Below are 19,643 nucleotides of genomic sequence, written 5' to 3'. Positions count from 1 at the left end.
TAATGACGACGCTCGCGCGCACGCTAGCGCTCTGACCCAGCGATCGCGTGCCGTCAACGTCGCCGGAGCCCGCGTCATTGACCTCGCATTACGCAAAGCGCCTTTGGGGTCCAGCAGATGGTTGGGAATAGGGCTGTAGTTCAAGTTGGAACAAGCAAATGGACCGAACAAAGTATCTTGAATAGTGGACATGGGGCAGTGGTCCAGATCAGACTATCCTCAATAATCGATGCTCGAAATTGCGGCCCACGAGCCTATCGCGCGCGATCACGAGGCACTCGACCGTACCTGCGTCTTGATCGGCGGCAAGCGGAATAACGCCTTCCTTCTGTATGCTATCAAATAGCAATCCTTCATCGACAAAACAATCAACCGCCTCTCGGAGGGAGTTTAGTCGGACGTTCCGCACGGATGAAATCACGTGAGAATGGGAATAGTCGGATCCTAGCATCCGGTCAGCAATGCTGTGCAGTACCGAGCCCCCGCCCCAGCGACCGTTCGCTTCATTAAAGAGCAGCCTCCCGTCGATCGAAAAAATGGCATCTATGTTGATCATTCCGCGGTATCCCAAGGTCCGCGCAAGCTCCACAAACCGATAGGCGTGCTCGTAAGCGGTCGAGTACTGCTCATTGCTTAGGTCGCTTGGAAGTTCTAGTCCAGTCCAGACGAGAGCTCTCTCGGACGGATCTTCGCTTCGACGCAGACGTATGTTGCCGCTATTGACGTATGCGATGGAACCATTTTCCTCGATTTCAAACTCCAGATAGAAGAGAGAACGAGCCACGTGGTATGACTCGACGACCACTATTTTACATGAGGCGGTTGTCAGCTCAGACCAAAGTTGATCAGGATCAAACGACGGCCAAAGGACCCGCCGGGTCTCTCTTGCCCCAGGTAGTGGAGCGCTCTCCTTGCCGGTCAATATGACATTTCCGACCCCGCCGGCGCCATTGTCCAACTTTACAATAACGCTGCCGGTTTCAAGCCTTAGCGAGTTGACCGCTCTGAACAGTTCTTCTGAAGTTGTTGCTATGCATCCACTGGGCAACGGAAGCATGGTACTTGTTGCCAGTTGACGGAAGTGGCTCTTGCGGTTCAATAAATCAGGACCCCGCTGCAGAGCGAACTCGTCCCCGTACTGCATTACGCCGAGCATCGCCGCTAGGCGCGCGACGCCTTCAGTAGCGTAGCAAGCATATAGTTTCCAATGTGTTTTGTCACAAATGTGGCGGCGGATCTGTTCAACAATTATGTTGGACTGTAGAGTGAAATCACTAAGGACACCCATCTCGTGCGCGTTTTCCGGCACGACCACCAAGACAGTCGATGGGTCGAACCTTAATGTCGCACCAACATATTGTAGCAGGTCAGTCGGGATCGCTACCGGAGAGACAATTAGGTCGCCCGGTTGCGCAAACCATACGGAGCGCCAAGCCGACTTGGCCGCAAGCGAAAGTTGGAGTGCCGTTAGATCGGCACCGGACATTTGGGCGGTACCGGCATTCATAATTAGGATTCGCGGCATCAACGAGCTCCGTGGCACTTGGCATATTGGACGGAAGCGCAGTCCCGCACTACGTGAACGGGCGGCAGCGCATTCATGTAGAACATTTTGATCGAAACGACCTCATTGAGCTTGAGACGGAAGACCGCCTGCAGCAGGCGAATATTGGCAGCGCCCAATCCGCGATACTTATTTGGTGTCTCTTTGCCGAGTTGATCGCGCATCGAGTTCTTTCAGCATATAATGCTGGATCTTGCCGAGCGCCGTTCTCGGCAGTTCTTCCGTGAAAATGATTTCGCGCGGCACTTTGAAACGGGCGAGCTGCGACTGCATGTGCGCGCTCAGCGCTTCTGCTTCAATCCGTGCGCTTGACCTTCTGATCACATATGCCACTGGTACTTCATCCCAGCGCGAATCGGGCCGACCGATGACAGCGCATTCTGCGACATCGGGATGCTCCATAAGCACACGCTCGACTTCCGCCGGGTAAATGTTTTCTCCGCCGGAAATGATCAGATTCTTCTTGCGATCCTGCACCCAGAAATATCCATCGGCATCGCGGCGGCCGATGTCGCCCGTGTGATACCAGCCATTATGCAGCGCCTCGCCCGTTGCGTCTTGATTGCCCCAATATTCGCAGAAGACATTAGGCCCGCGCACTACGATCTCGCCCAGGGTTCCTGGCGGCTGCTTGTTCCCCGCATCATTGATGATTTCCACTTCGCAGCAAAGGCCGGGCAGGCCAGTCGTACCCTCACGCGAGAGATCACCGCCCAGTCTCGTATAGACAGCAATTGGGCACGTCTCCGTGGACCCATACACCTGCAACACTGGTACGCTGCGTGCGACGAAGCGTTCGATCAGGTGCTGCGGCACCATGGTTGAGCCGGCGGAAATCGCTCTGAGTGAGGTGAGGTCGGTGGTCGACCACTGGGGATGCTCGGTCAGGGCTTGAATCGTGGCAGGCACCAGGACAGTCAGCGTTGGCCGGTCGCGCCCGATCGCAGCGAGCGTCGCCTCTGGCGTAAACCGCGTGTGAATCGTAACGGTCGCGCCGTGATGCAAAGCTGGCGTCGTCTGGATGTTGAGGCCACCCACGTGGAACAGCGGCAACACTGTTAAGACGTGGTCTGCCGAGGTGATGCCATGCATGTGCTGACTCATCATCCCATTCCACAGCAAGGTCTCCTGGCTCAGCACAGCCCCTTTCGGCCGCCCGGTGGTGCCCGAGGTATAGACGATCAGAAGCGGACAGGACAGGTCCGTGTGCGGATTGCGACCGTCGCCGTGCCCTCGGTCTAGCAGGCCATCCCATCTGCTTCCGCCAAGAGGCGCAAAATCCAAGCCAACGACAAAGATATCCGGTAGTTGATCGGCCAGGGCTGGCAGGAGCGCCTCGAAGGCGTGCTCGACCACCAGCACCTTGGCGTCAGCGTCGGATAGGATGAAGAGCTGCTCAGCGACCGCAAGCCTCCAATTCAATGGCACGAGCATTGCGCCGAGCCGCGCGCAGGCATAGAGCAGCACCAGATGGTCAGGCCGGTTAAGACTAAGGATCGCGACGCGATCGCCTCTCTCGACACCAAGCTGGCTTTTTAGGGCGCGAGCGACCTGCTCGATCATTTGATTGAAACTCGCGTAACTTAAGGTCTCGCCCTCGAAATGGATCGCCGGCTTGTCGGGAGAGAACGCCGCGTTGCGCTCAATCAGCGTGCAGAGATCAACCATCAGTCTTCCGCTTTCCCTGGCTTGCACCGTATATCCTCCCGAAGCGGCAATGAGAGCTCATCAACGTCCCGTGAGGTATCGATTAGACTTTTATGGTGTTAGATGAGCCGCCTTGCGTCAGGTATCTGCAAAAAGGATGCAGCTTGTGGCGATGTCATGAGGCTCAGGTAGGGTGGATGTGACACGAGGGCTCAAAGTGTAGGCTCTTGCTCACGTACTTTAGTTTGCTCGACAGGGGCTGTCGCATACACGCGATAATTTCGATAAGCGCACCATGAGGAGAGTTTCTGCGATATTCTCAATGCAGGCTCGCCACACATATAGGCGGCTCCAGCATCTCCATCTTTGAAGCCGACATGGCCCGGCATTGGCCTTCAGTGTGATTGACTAGCAAGAGCTTCCTGGAGCCGTCAGGTCCTTTTCACATTGCCCCTCCGAGAACCGGGCAATCTTTTGCGATGCCGCGCCGATTGTGGTGGCGGAATGTGCCGTTCCTGCTCCTTAGCTTCTGCAGCCCAATCGACCTTTATTCGTTTGCGCGATCTTGTCGCCATACCAGCTCCGAGGGATCTGTGCGGACAGAACAAAACCACGTTTCTTTGATTGACCGCGGCCCGGCCGGAAACCGGCGCCTTTGAGACCGTACAATGTGACGCTACGTACGATTCAAGTCGTTTTTGGGCGGCCGGCGGGTGAATATGTTCAAACCTCTAAAACCTGCCGCAAGCAGCGACATACGAAACTGAAAAGTGCACTGCCATTCTTTCCTCATAAGATCTGTATCGCTCCGGTGAAGGCCGCCTTGCGCGCTTGGACGGAGGATGAAGACATAGGCGTATGACTGACCATACGCCTATTTCGAAGGTCTCCCGATTGGAAGTTGTTTCGACGGGCGCTCGACGCCGTTGGACGTTGGACGAGAAGCGGCGGATCGTTGCTGAGAGTTATGGCGGTTCCCGACTGGTGTCGGAGACGGCGCGGCGCAACGAGTTGTCGACGAGCCAGCTGTTCACTTGGCGACGTTTGGCGCGTGAGGGCCGGCTGGGCGGGGATGCCACGCCGGTGCTTGTTCCTGTGGAGATCACTTCGACGCCATCTGCGGCATCGACCTTGGTAGCACAACCGCGGCCATCGCCAGCCAAGGAGCGCGCGAAGGTAGGAATCATCGAGATCGAGCTCGGCGATTGCCGGGTTTGCGTTGACCGTGACGTAGACCTTGAAGCGCTGCGGCAGGTCCTCGAACTTCTGAGGCGGTAATGATCCCGATCCCAAGCGGCGTCAGGGTCTGGATCGCAACCGGCCACACCGACATGCGCCGCGGCATGCAAAGCCTTGCGCTGGTGGTTCAGGAGAGCCTCAAGCGCGATCCTCATGCGGGCGATCTCTACATCTTCCGCGGCCGCCGCGGCGATCTGATCAAGATCCTTTGGCATGATGGGTTGGGCACGTCGCTCTATGCCAAGCGGCTGGATCGCGGCAAGTTTATCTGGCCTTCGGCGTCGGATGGTGCGGTGTCGATATCGGCGGCGCAAATGGCTTACATGCTCGAGGGCATCGACTGGAGAAATCCCCAGCTCAGCTGGCGGCCGCAGAGCGCGGGCTGAGCAAATAAATCTACCGCCCTTCAGCTTTTGGGGAGTCACAACACATCCGATCTGTGATTCACTGCATCGCATGGATACCAATCGCAACGCTGGTCCTGATGATATTGCAGCCCTGAAGGAGGCTCTGGCGGCCGAGCGTGCCAGGGGTTTGGAGATTGCGGCCGAACTTGCGGTAGCCCGTGCGAAGGCATCAGAAGACAGCGCGCTGATCGCCCACCAGAAGCTCCAGATCGCCAAGCTAAAGCATCAGATCTACGGCCAGCGTTCGGAACGTTCGGCACGGCTGATCGAACAGTTGGCCTTGGCACTCGAAGAGCTGGAGGCCGATGCCACCGAAGACGAACTGGCGGCAGAACGGGCCGTGGCCAAGACGACCACAGTACGCCAGTTTGTCCGCAACCGCGCCGAGCGCCAAACCTTCCCCGCGCATCTGCCCCGCGAGCGTGTGGTGATCGACCCGCCGGCTGTGTGTGAGTGCTGCGGCGGCAATCGCCTGCGCAAGCTCGGCGAGGACGTGACGCAGACTCTGGAGGCGGTACCGCGCCAGTGGAAGGTGGTCGAGACAGTGCGGGAGAAGTTCTCTTGCCGTGACTGCGAGAAGATCAGCCAGCCGCCGGCGCCGTTCCATGCCATCGCGAGAGGATGGGCCGGACCGAGCCTGTTGGCCATGATCATGTTCGAGAAGTTTGGCCAGCACCAGCCGTTGAACCGCCAAGCCGAGCGCTACGCTCTGGAGGGCGTGCCGATTGCGCTATCGACCATGGCGGACGCCGTAGGGGCGGTCTGCGCGTCCCTGGATCCGCTCCTGCGCCGCCTCGAAGCACATGTGATGGCGGCCGAGCGGCTTCATGCCGATGATACGACCGTGCCGGTGCTGGCCAAAGGCAAGACTGACACGGGCCGGTGCTGGGTCTATGTCCGGGACGACCGACCGTTTGGCAGCGCAGGCCCACCGGCGGCGATGTTCTATTACTCACGCGATCGCAGGGGGGAGCATCCCCAGGCACATCTGGCTGGGTATGCCGGCATCCTGCAGGCCGATGCCTATGATGGGTATAACCAGCTCTATCTGGCGGGACGCCATCCTGGACCGATCCGGGAAGCGGCGTGTTGGGTCCATGCGCGGCGTCCCTTCTTTGCCATGGCCGACGTCGAAGAGAACGCGCGGCGCAAAGCTGCCGGCAACAAGGAAATCCCTCTATCTCCGATCGCAATTGAGGTGGTGCGTCGCATCGATGCGCTGTTTGAGATCGAGCGCTCCATCAATGGCAAGAGCCCGACGGAGCGTCTTCAGGTACGGCAGACGCTGAGCCGCCCTCTGGTCGAGGACCTCCAGATCTATATGCGCGAACAGCTCGCCAAGCTGTCGCGGGGACATGACCTGGCCAAAGCGTTCAATTACATCCTGAAGCGATGGGCGAGCTTCACGCTGTTCCTCGAGGACGGGCGGGTGTGTCTCTCGAACAATGCCGCCGAGCGCGGCCTAAGAGGCATCGCACTTGGCCGAAAGGCCTGGTTGTTCTGCGGCTCTGATCGCGGCGGGCGGCGCGCTGCGGCCCTGTATAGCCAGATCGTCACGGCCAAAATGAACGGCATAGATCCGCAGGTCTGGCTCGCCGACATACTCAACCGCATCGCAGCTTACCCAGCTCATCGCTTGGACGAACTGCTGCCTTGGAATTGGACGTCGGCATCAGCAATCTCCGTTCGAGCTGCGTGATCACGGCAAGCCGATTAAGCTTCTCGCGCCAGCTCCGTCCGCGGCCCACACCGGATGGGTACTAAGATCTGGCCCGAGCCGGGCTTGCGTTGCTATCCCAGAAGGCGCCGTCTTCGAGCGGCGCAGCTGATCGGCATCGAGTTGCCATTCAGGGCTGATCTTTTCGCCGCCATCCTACGGTTCGCACCGGGTAAGAAGCCGAGCTGCCAAAAAGAGCTGCTATCCAGACAGATAGACGAGTGTCACGTGCATGCTGGGCACGAACTCAGGATGCGAGCTGCCTGGGAGTTTTCTGATGAGAGCCGTCTTTCGATATGTGCGCGAATCGCATTTGCTTTAGCGTCAATCCAGCCGCGCTCGCGCGCGCTTGCGACCATCTTGGCGTAGGCTGCTTCCCAAGTTGCGTTGTCCTTGGGGCGGCCAGGCAGGATAGGTACTAAATCAACAGGCACCAGCGCATTGTCCTGGTCAACGAGCGTGATCCCATTCAAGTCTGAAGGCTTAGCGGCATGCGTGCCCTTCAAGACGAGCTTGAAGCCGCAAAATCGAAGGGCTCCGCCAGTTGCACTTCCCCCACCGGCGAGCATTCTGTGATCATAAATCGGATCCTTCATCGTGGCTTTCAACATAAGCCTAGCCGTAGAGTTTCGTTACGAATAGCGAGCTTGCGGTGAAAACACGCCCTCAGCCGTACAGTAGCGTTCGAAACTCCCCACGGAAGTTGATGAGTGGATTGCCTTGAGCTGATCGCGTTGCGACAATCCGGCCGACAAAGATCCCAGGGGTGCCGACGACTTGGTAATGATGCAAGACGCATTCGAGCACACAAACTGCGCTTTGCAGAACCGGTACGTTAAGGACGCCTTGACCCCATGCCGCTGTGGGAAACGGTCGGCGCCGTTTGCGCCGTGCCGGCGGGCAAACGCGGTGCGAGGTCCTGCTTACTGCCGCCAAGAAGACTCACACCAAGAGTGCCGTTGGCGAGTATCGCGTCGTTAGTTTCGCAACTGTTAATGCCGACCAGCAGGCAGGGAGGCTCCATGCAGATCGAGGTAATAGAGCTGACAGTTAAGCCGCGCCGTCCGTCGACCGTTCCGGTCGCTACAATGGACACGCCGCTCGCCAGATTTCGCACGGCTTGGCGAAACTTGATCGCCTCGATGGCTGAATTTCGCTTATCGGGGGAGGCGATTGCCAGCCCATAGTCCAGCTCCAGAGTGGCGTTTGACTTCGAAGCTTTGAGGCATGCGGAGATTGCGTAGGTTCGCAACCGTTGAAGTTGCCTCCGCGCTGTTCGCGCTTGGTGGCACCTGTAATCTGACTGATCTGGCGATGCTGCTCGTCGCGCCTCCGCGTCAGATCGAGTACGTTCCACTTCCTCGTGTCGTAGGCCGGGAAGAGCGACGGGCAGGATGCCGGTACGTCCGAAGGGCCGGCCGTCCGTGATCTGTCCGCGCGGGGCATCATTCACTGCAAATTATTCCTCGGTGGTGACATGGGCATTGCCCACGCGCCATTTTGCCTGCCGATACTGTCGAGAAGGCGCTTTTTCCCGGAGATAAGACGCTCATCCAGCGTGGCGTGCAACGAAAGCCGCAGCTCAGGCGGGATCGAGGCGTCTGTATCGATCACTTCACGAAGCTTACGAAACATGAGTTCGATCAGCGCGATCGATCCGAGTACCGTGTCTGTCTGCCAAGATATCATTGTTGGCCTCTTTTGGCGCTCCAGCGCGAAGCGCGATTCACCGAGCCGCCTATCTCTTCGATGATCTCCGTGGGGCGCTTCGCACCGGCTCTGGCGATCTGAGCGGCGCTCGATATGTCGGCCGCCGCCTTGACCTCGATCAGCTCGGCAGCATTGACGCCGTACGCATGCTGCCGCCCGAAAAGTGCGCTGCTCCGAGCATAGACCGCGCTCATCTGACGAATCTCCACCTCGATTTTAAGACTTTCCATGATTCTGCCATTAATCCCCGGGCTAGGGCACCGCTATTTCGTTCAAACGGTGCATTTCGACTCTCCATCACCGGCTGCACTTATCGGCCTACTCAAAGCAGGGGAGATTACGGGCTCTTGGCTGACGTGAGAGTTCTGCGGACCTTCTGAATGCTGAATAGCCGTCCTCGAAACGCGCGACCCCGAGCAGTATTCGGACCGAAGCCAGCTTGGCTGGGAGGTTTTGTCGCGCATTACTGCGCTCCGGTTGAAGCCGCCGCCTCGCGTGAGAGCAGCGCGCGGGTCGCCGCCCTCACATCAGCCTGCCGCATCAGACTTTCTCCGACCAGGAAGGTCGAAATGCCAAGCCGCGAAAGACGTAGAACATCGCCCTGCGAGCGGATACCGCTTTCGCCGACGATCACGCGATTCTTGGGTAGGAGCGGCGCCAGCGCCTCGCTGATCGTAAGAGCGGTCTCGAAGGTGCGCAGGTTGCGGTTGTTGATGCCGATCATCGGCGAGCGGAGTTTAAGCGCCCGATCGATCTCCTCGACGTCGTTGATCTCGATCAGCACATCCATACCATGAGACATTGCCGCAGCCTCAATCTCACGAGCGGCTTCGTCTTCAAGCGCCGCCATGATGATCAGAATGCAGTCGGCTCCCTGAGCGCGCGCTTCGGCCACCTGATAGGTGTCAAGCAAGAAGTCCTTGCGCAGCACCGGAAGATATGATGCCGCGCGCGCCGCGACCGTGGAATCAGGGTGCCCCTGGAAGAGGTGCGTTTCCGTCAGTACCGACAGACAGGCAGCGCCGCCCCCTTCATAGGCCCTGGCTAGCGAGGGCAGATCGAAGTCGCTCCGGATAAGGCCCTTGGTGGGAGAGGCCTTTTTGATCTCGGCGATCAGCGCATATTCATCTGCTGCGTGCTTGTTGCAGATGGCGGCGAGAAAACCCCGCGGCGGCGAGGCCTGCCGTGCGAGCGTTTCGACCTCTGAAAGTGGCAAGGCGCGCTTGGCGGCTGCGATCTCTCCGCGTTTGTAGGCTTTGATCTTCGTCAAGATATCGGACATCGGTTAGGCTCGGCTGTTAGGCGTTGGATACTGCGATTAGTTGTTTCAACCGCGCCGCCGCGGCACCGCTACCAAGCGATTTCTGCCCTAGTGCGACGCCTTCCTTCAAGGTTTTGGCACGGCCGGCCACGATCAATGCCGCGGCCGCATTGAGAAGCGCGATACCGCGATATGGGCTTGGCGTGCCGTCGAGCACGCTTTTCAGCGCCACTGCATTGGCATTGGCGTCGCCGCCCTTCAGTCCCTCGGCTGGCGGGTCACCGGTGCCCATGGCTTGCGTGGCGTAGGTTTGGTCATAATTCATTCCTACAACCTAACGCAGCGTCAGGTTCAATCCCTTTTAGTGGCTTGGCTGAACCAATTATGCCGTCCCAATATGCAATCTCGCGCGTTCCAGAGTGACGGGGACACAAGCGTCTGAGAAACCACTTCGAAAGGTTAGTTACTCACATTGGAACGGGTCGTCGGGTGTTTTCAGGCCGACAAGGACGACTGAGAAATCTTGGCGGCCGAGGAGCGGGCCCGCCCGAGGCGGCCACGAGTGCTGCCGTCCCCTCGCAAATCATGGTGTTTCCGACATTCATGCTGGTTATCGAACCGATCGGGATCGACGCCCAATCAAACCTTCAGGACAGACTCAGAACTCATCCTGCCTTGGGCTGGCTAAAATGGCTGGACGACTATCGCCGGCAACAGCCGTAGGGCCCAGTCGAGATCGTCACGGCACCTAGCATTGTCGTGCCAGATGGGCTCGAGACGAGGGCGCAATCGTCATCAGGAGCGTCCACAGATGATCGCGATCGCTTACCGGCTGTTCACGACAAAGATTCGGCACAGACAGCCGCGAAGTTGAGAACTCATAGCAGGCGCTAGGCAGCGTCTGGAAGTTCTTTAGCTTATGGATCTCGATCCACCTGCCGCTTCAGATCGGTGATAGCGGCGTGAAGCCTCGCATTACAACCACGCACCGCTGTTCATGGGCGGGTCAGTTTTTTATTCGCTTTCAGCTGCGCGTGATCGTTAGACCAGCATTCTCCAGGGCATCCAGGATCTTGCCCGCATCAGCCGGCGCGTCGTGTTGGTGCTCGCCAGTCAGGGCGCCGGCAATGACCGCGTACGCCTCCTCGCGCTCGGCCGGCTTGTGCACAGTATATTCGCCGCAGACATTGCAGGCGATCATCGGTCGACCGCTCCAGGGATCATGTGACGCGATTTCGCACCAGTCATCGGAGTTGCATTTCGGGCACTGCATGGGCAAGGGCTCCTGGCAGTTCTCAGCGAGCTCGGTTCTAGTCAAATCCAAAGGCGGTTGGGCAGCTTACCTCTGCAGAAGCATCGGGAGTGTGGAGCTCGCCTCGGCCATTCCAGAAGCGAACAAAGCTAGCGAGGCCAGCGCGAAAACAAACGAACAGACGTGGCAAATGCGCGCGGCGTTCGCAGCGCGCAAGCGGCGCGCCTCTTGGATCCGTTGTGGCTCACAAGTCCTGAGCCTCGAAACCGCGATTTCAGCAGCGGCGCCGGCGAACATTGCAAGGAAAGCGAGCGCAGCCCCCAACGCGAAGTACATCGCTGCTGAAGAGAGGGAGCCGATAAGGCTCAGATCGATTGTGGCTCTGGTTGCTACGCCTTCGAGAGATGACATGACTGCAAGCCCAGCTCCACAGTTGATCAATATCAGAGCGCGAAGCGCAATCGGGACTGAATCGAGGGCAGCCTCTCTTACAAATCTCCGAACTTGGACCTTGCGAGGGACGCGCTGCGCATCTTCGTGGTTCAGGCCGTGATGCCATTTCCAGTCTTTTACCGCCTGTCTTTGATCGGAATGTTCTTCAAATGTTGATTGTTTGTTGGACTTGTCCACTAGGTGTGCTCCTCGGTCCGTTCGGGGCGACGAGAGCGCCGCTTCGGGCGCTTAGGTCGCGGGAGTTGATCCTTTGAGAGGCGAAAGCTAGTCCGGACCCAAAGGCGGTAGGCGCAAGCTGCGTGCTTGACACGGCGAATCGGCTTTCGCTCAAGAACATATCGGCTCGGAAGCTCACGAAATCCCATTCGTGTGATGACGTCGTGCTAGCACAGAACCGTTTCGAGGCCGGTCGCCCGTGCTTGCGTCAAACTTCGCTGATGCATCAGCGTCTCAGTGGTCGCCACCGGAGCGGGTTCGAATTCGCTCTCCTCTAGCTGCTTCGAAAGTTTCGACACTGGAGCACATATAGTTCAGATCCAGTTTTCATCGACGGAAGGCCGCGGCGAAGGTGATGCGTTTTACTTATCTGCCTTTCGCGTGGAGGTAGACCCAGCCGCCGATTTGGAAGCCAGTCAAATCGAAGAATCGGCATGATCAACGCCTTCTCGCTTTGCGCCTGATCCGATCGCTACATTCTGAAGACGCCGTAACGTGGCGCCTCGATGGGAGTATTGAGCGAAGCGCTCAGGACGATTGCGAGCGCGCTTCTGGTGTCGACGGGATCAAGAATGCCGTCGTCCCAGATTTCGGAAGTTGCATAGTAGGCGCTCGATCGTTCCCGATACTCTTCGACGATAGGCTCTCGGATGGCCGCCAACTCTTGCTCCGATAAGCGTCCACCCGCCCGGGCCAATTGTCTTGCCTTGACATGCGTAAGCACGCCTGCCGCTTGCTCTGCACCCATCGCTGAGATCTGAGACTGCGGCCAGGAGAACATAAAGCGTGAATCGTAAGCTCGTCCCGCCATAGCGAATGTCCCCGCTCCGTGGGAGCGGTTGCAAATAACCGTGAATTTAGGCACCGACGCTCCAGAGACGGCCATGATAAGCTTGGCGCCATCCTTGGTGATGCCACGCCGTTCGTATTCGCGGCCGACCATGAAACCCGTGATATTCTGCAGAAACAGCAGAGGCGTTCGATTCTTGTCGCACAATTGGATGAAGTGAGCGCCCTTCAGCGCGCTATCGCTGAACAGTGCGCCGTTGTTTGCAATAAGCCCGATCTGATATCCATAAAGGCGGGCGAAGCCGCACACCAAAGACTCGCCATAGCGAGGCCGGTATTCGTGGAATCGGCTGCCGTCGACCAGACGGGCGATAATCTCCCGCATGTCGAACTGCACTCGAGGATCCCTGGGAAGAATACCGTACAACTCAGACGCATCGTAAGCGGGCGGCTCCGGAGCGACTCTATTGATCGAGGCTTTCGTAGCAGGATTGAAGCCAGCGACAATGTCCCGCGCGATGGCAATCGCGTGCATCTCGGAGTTTGCGAGATAGTCACTCGTTCCAGACACGCTGGTATGCATATGAGCGCCGCCAAGCTCTTCGGCGGATACCGTTTCGCCCGTGGCCGCTTTCACGACCGGGGGGCCCCCTAGAAAAATCGCGCCCGTTCCCTCCACGATGATGTTGTAGTCGCTAAGCGCGGGGACATACGCCCCTCCTGCGGTGCAATGACCCATTGCGATGGCGACTTGCGGCACTGCCATCTTCGAGAGAATGGACTGATTGCGGAAGATTCGCCCGGCGTAGTATCGATCCGCGAAGAACTCCGCCTGCAAAGGCAGAAATCCACCAGCACAGTCGCACAGATGAACAACAGGCAAACGGTTCTCGATCGCGATGTCTAAGGCCCGCACGATCTTCTTGACAGACAGCGGATACCATGCGCCGCCCTTCACGCTGGCGTCATCGGCGTGAACAATGACTTCGTGACCCGCTACGATGCCGATGCCGACGACCTGCGCTGCGCCGGGCACATCGCCGTCGTAAGCCTTGTTAGCGGCTAGAGTCGAAAGCTCGAGGAACGGTGTTTCTGGATCGAGCAAAGCCTCGATCCGATCCCGTACAAACAGTTTGTTCTGCCGGCGCAGGCGCTCAAGTTCCCGTTCAGCGCGATTATAGCGGACGGTACGTTGTCGTTCCTTCAATTCGGCCGCGAGTCGTCTGTTATGGAGTTGGTTGAGGCGAAATTCTTGGGATTGGACATCCACTTCAGAAGCGATCCGCTGCATCTCAGCGCCCTTCCTCGGAGAGCGTAACCAGCACTGCGTCTTGCTCGAAGCTTTCGCCTTCGTTGAAGTGAATCCGGTCGATCACCCCGTCTCGTGGAGAGCGTATGATAGTTTCCAACTTCATGCTCTCGATTTTCATCAGCGGCGTGCCTGCGGAAACGGCTTGGCCAGGCGAAACGCTGGTGGTAACGACCAGGCCAGGCATCGGCGCGCGCGCCATCAGATGATGTGGCTTATTGTTCGCGCAAGCGAGCGTTCTCAATGGGTCGCGGTAGTGCAGAATGCGCGTCCGGTCGCGCATACGCACGTGAATAACGTCGCCATCGATGGCGAATCTAACCGGTTCGCTTTCGCCTGCGATGGTAAGAACGCCGCGGCCTTCGCTTTGCTGGGAGAACGCGATTGGAGCAATCACTTCATTGCTCAAGCAAAGCCGATAGCCATGTTGGCAACGTGAAAGCGATAGCTGATAAGTTACGCCATCAACTTCAAAAAAGTGGTTCACGTCAGTTTCTCCAGCTCCCCAGCGCTGCGTGAAGCTCGGGCACGGCATCTGCAGATTCGCGGACAGGTCTCGTCAGGAGGGCGGCTGTGGCGAGGAAGTCAGATAAGTCGGACGCGGGTTCGCCCGATGCAATATGCGGATTTTCCTCAAGATATCCCGTATGGACGTGTCCGCTCAGAAATGCCTTGTCGCGGAGGATGCGTGTAAGAAAGCTTGCGTTTGTCTCGCAGCCGAGAAGCACCAGCTCGCGCATCGCGCGATCGGCCTTCAGCGCAGCCTCCATGCGCGTGGGCGAATGCACGATGATCTTTGCAAGCATGGGATCGAACGCTGTCGTGATCTGCTGGCCTTGCACGATGCCACTGTCGATCCGTATGCCGTCGCCGTCCGGATACTCAAGAACAAGTACCTTGCCAGTCGTCGGAATATACCCGCGTTCCGGGGCTTCCGCATACAGTCTAGCCTCGATCGCGTGTCCTTTCGAGACAATATCAGACTGCGAAAATCCAAGTTCGCGGCCGGCGGCGACATAGATCTGTTGCGCAACAAGATCGATGCCGGTGATCATCTCTGTCACACTATGCTCAACTTGCAGACGCGTATTCATCTCGAGAAAATAGAACTCTCCGCCGTCGTAGATGAATTCGACAGTGCCTGCGTTCTGGTATTTGGCGGCACGCGCGATGCCCGCGGCAGCTTCGCAGATCCGCCTCTGCAACTCTCCCGATAGTGCGGGGGACGGCGCCTCCTCGATGACTTTCTGGAATCGGCGCTGGACCGAGCACTCTCGCTCGAAGAGATGGACCACGTTTCCGAAGGAGTCGCCGAGCACCTGGACTTCGATGTGCCGCGGGTTTTCGACGTATCGTTCGATGTAAAGCCGGCCATCACCGAAGTATCTCTGCGCCTCACTGCGCGCCTGCGCAATCGCGTCCTCCAAGTTAGCGAGGTCGCGCACGATCCGCATGCCCTTGCCGCCACCTCCAGCCGATGGCTTCACCAGCAAAGGAACGCCAACAGTTCGAGCCCTGAATGTGAATGTCGCTGGATCATCTTCTTCGATCGCGGAAGGTGCAACCGGAAAACCGCTCCGCTGAACGAAGTTGCGAGCCCTGATTTTGTCGCCCATCAGTTCGATGCTTTCCGGAGCTGGCCCGATGAAAGCAATGCCTGCCTTTGTCACGGCCCTGGCGAACTCAGCATTCTCGGAGAGAAACCCATAGCCCGGATGAAGGGCGGCGGCGCTCGCCTTGTGGGCAGCAGCGATGATTTGCGGGATATCGAGATAGGCGGCAATCGGAGTGCGACCGCTGATCGCAATCGCCGTGTCAGCCATGGCAACAGCCGGCGTCCCCGCATCCTCATCGTGGTAGACAATTGCAGAGCGAAGCCCCAGCCCTCGCAAGGTTTTGATGATTCGTACGGCAATCTCGCCTCTGTTGGCGATCAGAACGGTTTGGAAAGGTATTTCACGCATTCGCCTGTTCGTCCAAGTAAGTGTCCAGCGCCAAGAATTCCGTCATTCGCAAGCGGTTGGTGCAGCCTCAATTGCCCGCGCCCTTTCATCTGTCCCCATTCGGCGTTGCCATCCTGGAATTCAGCCCCAGGGGCTGGTCTCGAACGTGGGCAATCGAAGCCGGCGGGCTATCGGCGCCGGCTCATTTCGAGCTTTCCTTTCGCTTGGCAGAGTCTCGAAACGATATCACGTAGCGACATTGGTCACTCAGGTTTCCGAACTTGGCTCTGAGACAGGAAGTGATGGCTCCTGCATCAGGTATGTGGCTGCTACAAAGGCGAAACACGTCCGGTGTGCAAGCCTCTCGTTCCTCCGGTGTCGCCAGCCGATCTCGCGCACCCGCCTGTTCGGCGCATAGAACCGTGGTAGTCACAGCAGCAACGGCAAGTGATGCTGCACAGCGGTGTACTTTGAAAAACCAAGACCGATACGTTCGCAGCTTTTGATTCACGATATCCTCTTTATGTTGAGACAACCTGCGGTATTGTCCTTTCTGCGCGAAGCGCAGCGTGACCTGTCTACCGCGAAACAGGGCGGGACCATTCAAAGCATTGACGGCCGCGGAAGCGCACTCGCGTATCTGCACACCTATCGCAGCGGTGCTTCGGTCGTCCTATTCGTAGATACCGTAACTTCCGAGCGCATGGAGGCGCCTAACAAGCCGCCGGTCGCCGATGAGCCAGAGCCGCCAACGCCGGGCGAAACAACGATTGCGACCCGGGTAGACGAAAGAAGTTTCGATACCGGTAAGATATACCTCGCAAGCATTGTGGATTGAGCTACCTCCAAATGCCGCCGAAGCTGCATCTGGTCGGGGAGAGAGAACCAGGAGCGGTCTGTAACAGCCGTGGCTATCACCCACATGCTGCGCAGATCGCGCCAGACTCTCATCCTATTCCGGGTGCAACGTGGTAGGTTTGCGATGCGGCTGATGGACCACTTTGCTTTCGGGTGAGTGCTCGAGCATCGTGATTTTGCGACGTGAGCTCACGAGTGTGGGACATTAGCAATTCTCATCACTTGGTTGGAAGCGTTGAAATGGCCACAGGGACGCCACCTGCTTTTTAAGACCGTACAATCTAACGCTACGTGCGATTCAAGCCCTCGCCAGGACTACTCGTGTGGATATATCTAAAACTCGCAGGCCCAAGTGCCATCTGGCGCGAATAGGGTGAGAGGCCTTGCACTGGCAAATCTCAGTTCCATTCCCATCTAGCCCGAGCGGGGCCGTGCACGTGAGCGCCAGGTCCAGCACGGCTGATCCCTTAAGCGGGCAAGTGGAGCGATCGAAAATTGAACAGGTTTTCGATCCTTGTCAGCGTAAACTGCGCGTAGCGGTAGCAGTTCGAAAGCGAAGAGCTTTTATTCCCGAGATGCAGGCGCTTTAGATGTGCCGCCTTTACACGTTCGTCCTGAAAGAAACTTGACCTAGCGCGCCTTCGAAGGAAATCGTCGCGGCTACGGGTGTATCTTGCTGGGTCCGGCTGCCACCGAGTGTCTGCGAGGCATAAGCAAAGCCAAGTTTATAAACAGCTCAATACGTGCGCACCCGCTTGGTCGGGCTCGGGCTCGCGCAGGGCGCGTTCGAGAAGGCGCCGACATTCGTGAAGGAGCGGCAATTCGGGCGCCCGATCGCCGATTGCAGTGGAGGCTGGCAGACATGGCGAACGCGCTCAATGCGGCAAGGTTGTCGCTGCATCAGGCTGCGATCAGCGCCGATCCCTTTCCCGATCCGCTTCTCGCCACGCAGGCGAAGATCATCGCTTCCGAGGCGGCCAACAATGTGACCAACCAGGCGCTGCAACTGTTCGGCGCCAGGGGCTATTCGCGCGACTATCCGCTCGAACGCATGGTGCGCGACGCTCGCATGTTCACCATCGCGGCCCGCACGGCGCAGGATGATGAGGACGCTGGTCGCCTTGAGGATTCTTGACACAAAGACCCCCAGACCCGCGATGGATACCTGGAGGCTGTTCAAACGCCCTCGCTGGCGGCAAAGTGAGCTTGATCAGACCGCCCGGCTGTGCGTCGCAGCGGAGCTGGCAAGATGCGCATCGAATGCTGATGCGACGCTGCGAACCAGGAATTCCGCGCCCTCGCTGATTGAAAGCCGATCGTCGATCATGGTCACTGCCCCGTCGACGATGAGGCGTTCGATTCGTGATCGATCGACGATGGCGGACTTGAGGTCACGGCCGTGTACCTTGGATATCCGGGACAGATCGACGGCAAGATCGCACATGATCCGCTCGATGATGTCGGCACGGAAACGATCTTCCGCGGTGAAGCGATAGCCCTTGGCGATCGCAGGCCGTCCTTCGGCGATGCGCGCGAGATAGTCGCGCGTCGGGACGATGTTCTGAATGAAGCCTTGCGGCATGCGGCCGATCGCACTGGCACCGAGGCCAATCAGCGTGTCGGCGGAATCGTCGGTGTAGCCCTGGAAATTGCGCTTCAGCCGGCCGTCCTGCCGCGCGATGGCCAGATTGTCGTCGGGAAGAGCGAAATGGTCGAGGCCGATGCGGACGTAGCCGGCGTCCAGCAGAGCCTCCGCTATTGTTTCGGACTGCAGGTGGCGCTTGATGCTGCCGGGAAGGGCATCTTCAGCGATCTTGCGTTGATGCCTCTTGAACGAGGGGACATGCGCGTAGCCGAACACCGAAAAGCGATCCGGGCGGAGTTCGACGCATTTGGCGACGGTATCGAGACATGAATCCACTGTCTGAAGAGGTAGGCCATAGAGCAGGTCGAAATTGATTCGCTTGATACCAAGATGGCGCAGGCGCGCGACCGACGCTGCGGTTTGCTCGAAGCTCTGCATGCGATTGATGGCGCGCTGCACGGCGGGATCGAAGCTCTGGACTCCCAGGCTCGCGCGGTTGACGCCGCAATAGCCGAGCGCCTTCGTCATCTGTTCAGTCAGCGTGCGCGGATCGATTTCGACCGCGATCTCCGCATCGGGCAGAACGAAATATGCATACCGCAGCGCGCCGACGAGGTCCGCGAACATCTCGGGCGACATGATTGTCGGCGTCCCGCCGCCGAAGTGAATATGGGAGATCGGCAGTCGCTGGCCGATCGTTTCGGCTACGAGCCCCGCTTCGGTGCGCAGGCCCGCTGCATAGTTTGCGATCGGGTCCTCGCGCTTGGTGACCGAGGTGTGACAGCCGCAGTACCAGCACATCGACCGGCAGAAGGGCACGTGCAGGTACATCGACGCCGGCTGCTGGAGCGATATCGACTTCAGCCAGCGGCGGTAGTCCTCCTCGCCGATGGCCGGCGAGAAGTGCGGAGCCGTGGGGTAACTGGTGTAGCGCGGCAGCCTGTCCTGCCCATAGGGTTGCGCCAGATCCGATCGCATCTGCATTTCTCCTTCACCCCGCCGGATCATGTAGCGGACCCGGGGCGGAAGGACTTTGTTCTAGCTCAACCCGCCGGTCTGTCGCCGACAGTTGGGGCGCGCACTCAGAAATCCTCATTGAGCTTGGCTCGACCTGCGCTCAGCAGAGGCCGGAGGCGCACCGGTCATCAGGACAGCCGTCATCGATGCAAATTGAGTTGACGGCTGGGCCGGGTGACTTCCGCAGCTAGCGCAAGCCAATCGCGCTCCCGGCTTCACTCCCTCCGAGATATAGATTGGATTCGAATTTGCGAATTTTGCGGGGGAAGGCACTACGTAATGATACGGAGGCCTGGTGTCGCATTCTCTTCATGTACGAAGTGCATCTCATGTACATGAAACCCAAAGATCCGTTCTACGATCCAAAATTCTGGCGAAGCCGTGCGGAAGCGACGCGGACCAAAGCGGTGTCGTTCGCTGAAGGCAAGTCCAGAGATAGGCTCCTTAAGATCGCCGAGGAATATGAGAAGCTAGCCCGGCACGCAGAGGAGTGGCCGACGCTCAAAAAGGATTGCGACGCAGGACCCGATCGCAGTCCCTGATGCTTGGCCGGATTTTCGATAAAATCCTGAGTAGCTCTCTAGGAGCGGCTAGCTCGATGCGTCACACGCATGCGGGCCGATTTGGATTACTCGGCCGTTAGCATTCGTTCATCGGGCGCGTGATCAACCTCACT

At 58.4% G+C, this 19,643-nt stretch carries 20 protein-coding genes and 1 pseudogene; 5 read left to right on the top strand and 16 right to left on the bottom strand.

Annotation, left to right across the window (positions count from 1 at the left end; genetic code table 11):
* Window positions 1–208: 208 nt before the first annotated feature.
* The 3 genes from LMTR21_RS40235 to LMTR21_RS24575 are packed head-to-tail and all read right to left on the bottom strand — an operon-like array spanning window position 209 to window position 3,232.
* A complete protein-coding gene (locus tag LMTR21_RS40235; RefSeq protein WP_246174152.1) occupies window positions 209–1,507 on the bottom strand; it encodes a preATP grasp domain-containing protein in 1,299 nt (432 codons plus the stop codon).
* A gap of 17 nt (window positions 1,508–1,524) precedes the next feature.
* A complete protein-coding gene (locus tag LMTR21_RS24580) occupies window positions 1,525–1,728 on the bottom strand; it encodes a hypothetical protein (protein WP_141688435.1) in 204 nt (67 codons plus the stop codon).
* Complete coding sequence (locus tag LMTR21_RS24575; RefSeq protein ID WP_065754575.1) at window positions 1,694–3,232, bottom strand: class I adenylate-forming enzyme family protein; 1,539 nt, start codon at window positions 3,230–3,232, stop codon at window positions 1,694–1,696. The genes LMTR21_RS24580 and LMTR21_RS24575 overlap by 35 nt, the downstream gene beginning before the upstream one ends.
* An 837-nt stretch (window positions 3,233–4,069) precedes the next feature.
* Here LMTR21_RS24575 and tnpA point away from each other — a divergent pair.
* The 3 genes from tnpA to tnpC all read left to right on the top strand — a co-directional run bounded on the left by tnpA (window position 4,070) and on the right by tnpC (window position 6,556).
* Window positions 4,070–4,489 carry an IS66-like element accessory protein TnpA gene (tnpA, locus tag LMTR21_RS24570; protein WP_065754574.1) on the top strand — a complete coding sequence of 140 codons (420 nt, stop codon included), beginning with the start codon at window positions 4,070–4,072 and terminating at the stop codon, window positions 4,487–4,489.
* Window positions 4,489–4,836: an IS66 family insertion sequence element accessory protein TnpB gene (gene tnpB / locus LMTR21_RS24565; RefSeq protein ID WP_065754573.1), complete on the top strand. Its 348-nt coding sequence runs from the start codon at window positions 4,489–4,491 to the stop codon at window positions 4,834–4,836. Before tnpA ends, tnpB begins: the two co-directional genes overlap by 1 nt.
* Before the next feature lie 70 nt (window positions 4,837–4,906).
* Entirely contained in the window at window positions 4,907–6,556 is a 1,650-nt protein-coding gene (gene tnpC, locus LMTR21_RS24560; protein WP_065754572.1) for an IS66 family transposase, read from the top strand.
* A 242-nt stretch (window positions 6,557–6,798) separates the two neighbouring features.
* On the opposite strand, the gene LMTR21_RS24555 is transcribed toward tnpC, so the two are convergent.
* From LMTR21_RS24555 to LMTR21_RS24510, 12 genes and pseudogenes are all read right to left on the bottom strand, one after another.
* The gene (locus tag LMTR21_RS24555; protein WP_187399180.1) at window positions 6,799–7,170 is read right to left on the bottom strand and encodes a hypothetical protein; all 372 of its coding nucleotides are present in this window, start codon (window positions 7,168–7,170) and stop codon (window positions 6,799–6,801) included.
* Window positions 7,171–7,240: 70 nt separating this feature from the next.
* Window positions 7,241–7,510, bottom strand: a complete 270-nt coding sequence (locus tag LMTR21_RS41500) for a flavin reductase (RefSeq protein ID WP_283813508.1) — start codon at window positions 7,508–7,510, stop codon at window positions 7,241–7,243.
* Entirely contained in the window at window positions 7,410–7,826 is a 417-nt protein-coding gene (locus tag LMTR21_RS41495; RefSeq protein WP_283813507.1) for a flavin reductase, read from the bottom strand. The genes LMTR21_RS41500 and LMTR21_RS41495 overlap by 101 nt, the downstream gene beginning before the upstream one ends.
* Window positions 7,827–8,023: 197 nt before the next feature.
* Window positions 8,024–8,263, bottom strand: coding sequence for a hypothetical protein (locus tag LMTR21_RS24545; RefSeq protein ID WP_065754570.1), 240 nt, complete (start codon window positions 8,261–8,263; stop codon window positions 8,024–8,026).
* A complete protein-coding gene (locus tag LMTR21_RS24540; RefSeq protein ID WP_065754569.1) occupies window positions 8,260–8,514 on the bottom strand; it encodes a hypothetical protein in 255 nt (84 codons plus the stop codon). The genes LMTR21_RS24545 and LMTR21_RS24540 overlap by 4 nt, the downstream gene beginning before the upstream one ends.
* A gap of 233 nt (window positions 8,515–8,747) precedes the next feature.
* Complete coding sequence (gene trpC / locus LMTR21_RS24535; RefSeq protein WP_065754568.1) at window positions 8,748–9,566, bottom strand: indole-3-glycerol phosphate synthase TrpC; 819 nt, start codon at window positions 9,564–9,566, stop codon at window positions 8,748–8,750.
* 16 nt (window positions 9,567–9,582) lie between these two features.
* Window positions 9,583–9,819 (bottom strand): annotated as a pseudogene (locus LMTR21_RS24530) (anthranilate phosphoribosyltransferase); the annotation flags it as partial.
* A gap of 750 nt (window positions 9,820–10,569) precedes the next feature.
* Window positions 10,570–10,746, bottom strand: coding sequence for a hypothetical protein (locus LMTR21_RS40230; RefSeq protein ID WP_156434855.1), 177 nt, complete (start codon window positions 10,744–10,746; stop codon window positions 10,570–10,572).
* Between the two features lie 138 nt (window positions 10,747–10,884).
* A complete protein-coding gene (locus LMTR21_RS24525; RefSeq protein WP_141688434.1) occupies window positions 10,885–11,427 on the bottom strand; it encodes a hypothetical protein in 543 nt (180 codons plus the stop codon).
* Window positions 11,428–11,938: 511 nt separating this feature from the next.
* Window positions 11,939–13,546: an acyl-CoA carboxylase subunit beta gene (locus tag LMTR21_RS24520; protein ID WP_065754565.1), complete on the bottom strand. Its 1,608-nt coding sequence runs from the start codon at window positions 13,544–13,546 to the stop codon at window positions 11,939–11,941.
* 1 nt (window position 13,547) lies between these two features.
* Window positions 13,548–14,051 (bottom strand): acyl-CoA carboxylase biotin carboxyl carrier protein subunit, encoded by a 504-nt coding sequence (locus tag LMTR21_RS40595; RefSeq protein ID WP_210250532.1) that lies wholly within the window; start codon window positions 14,049–14,051, stop codon window positions 13,548–13,550.
* A gap of 1 nt (window position 14,052) precedes the next feature.
* The gene (locus tag LMTR21_RS24510) at window positions 14,053–15,528 is read right to left on the bottom strand and encodes an acetyl-CoA carboxylase biotin carboxylase subunit (protein WP_065754563.1); all 1,476 of its coding nucleotides are present in this window, start codon (window positions 15,526–15,528) and stop codon (window positions 14,053–14,055) included.
* Between the two features lie 442 nt (window positions 15,529–15,970).
* On the opposite strand from LMTR21_RS24510, the gene LMTR21_RS24500 reads away from it, so the two are divergent.
* Window positions 15,971–16,345, top strand: a complete 375-nt coding sequence (locus tag LMTR21_RS24500; protein WP_187399179.1) for a hypothetical protein — start codon at window positions 15,971–15,973, stop codon at window positions 16,343–16,345.
* Window positions 16,346–17,038: 693 nt separating this feature from the next.
* Window positions 17,039–17,500 carry an acyl-CoA dehydrogenase family protein gene (locus LMTR21_RS24495; protein ID WP_187399178.1) on the top strand — a complete coding sequence of 154 codons (462 nt, stop codon included), beginning with the start codon at window positions 17,039–17,041 and terminating at the stop codon, window positions 17,498–17,500.
* A 75-nt stretch (window positions 17,501–17,575) separates the two neighbouring features.
* On the opposite strand, the gene hemN is transcribed toward LMTR21_RS24495, so the two are convergent.
* On the bottom strand, window positions 17,576–18,928 hold the full coding sequence (gene hemN / locus LMTR21_RS24490; RefSeq protein ID WP_065754560.1) for an oxygen-independent coproporphyrinogen III oxidase: 1,353 nt from the start codon (window positions 18,926–18,928) through the stop codon (window positions 17,576–17,578).
* Window positions 18,929–19,643 lie beyond the last annotated feature (715 nt).

The sequence above is a fragment of the Bradyrhizobium paxllaeri genome, from assembly GCF_001693515.2.
GTDB lineage: Bacteria > Pseudomonadota > Alphaproteobacteria > Rhizobiales > Xanthobacteraceae > Bradyrhizobium > Bradyrhizobium paxllaeri.
This window is presented reverse-complemented; position numbering and strand designations above follow the sequence as displayed.

Coding starts and splice junctions, on each gene's coding strand:
- LMTR21_RS24520 (WP_065754565.1), bottom strand. CDS start 13,546: ATGCAGCGGATCGCTTCTGAAGTGGATGTCCAATCCCAAGAATTTCGC.
- tnpC (WP_065754572.1), top strand. CDS start 4,907: ATGGATACCAATCGCAACGCTGGTCCTGATGATATTGCAGCCCTGAAG.
- LMTR21_RS24540 (WP_065754569.1), bottom strand. CDS start 8,514: ATGGAAAGTCTTAAAATCGAGGTGGAGATTCGTCAGATGAGCGCGGTC.
- LMTR21_RS24580 (WP_141688435.1), bottom strand. CDS start 1,728: ATGCGCGATCAACTCGGCAAAGAGACACCAAATAAGTATCGCGGATTG.
- LMTR21_RS40230 (WP_156434855.1), bottom strand. CDS start 10,746: ATGATCGCCTGCAATGTCTGCGGCGAATATACTGTGCACAAGCCGGCC.
- hemN (WP_065754560.1), bottom strand. CDS start 18,928: ATGCGATCGGATCTGGCGCAACCCTATGGGCAGGACAGGCTGCCGCGC.
- LMTR21_RS24510 (WP_065754563.1), bottom strand. CDS start 15,528: ATGCGTGAAATACCTTTCCAAACCGTTCTGATCGCCAACAGAGGCGAG.
- LMTR21_RS24555 (WP_187399180.1), bottom strand. CDS start 7,170: ATGAAGGATCCGATTTATGATCACAGAATGCTCGCCGGTGGGGGAAGT.
- tnpB (WP_065754573.1), top strand. CDS start 4,489: ATGATCCCGATCCCAAGCGGCGTCAGGGTCTGGATCGCAACCGGCCAC.
- tnpA (WP_065754574.1), top strand. CDS start 4,070: ATGACTGACCATACGCCTATTTCGAAGGTCTCCCGATTGGAAGTTGTT.
- trpC (WP_065754568.1), bottom strand. CDS start 9,566: ATGTCCGATATCTTGACGAAGATCAAAGCCTACAAACGCGGAGAGATC.
- LMTR21_RS24575 (WP_065754575.1), bottom strand. CDS start 3,232: ATGGTTGATCTCTGCACGCTGATTGAGCGCAACGCGGCGTTCTCTCCC.
- LMTR21_RS40235 (WP_246174152.1), bottom strand. CDS start 1,507: ATGAATGCCGGTACCGCCCAAATGTCCGGTGCCGATCTAACGGCACTC.
- LMTR21_RS24545 (WP_065754570.1), bottom strand. CDS start 8,263: ATGATATCTTGGCAGACAGACACGGTACTCGGATCGATCGCGCTGATC.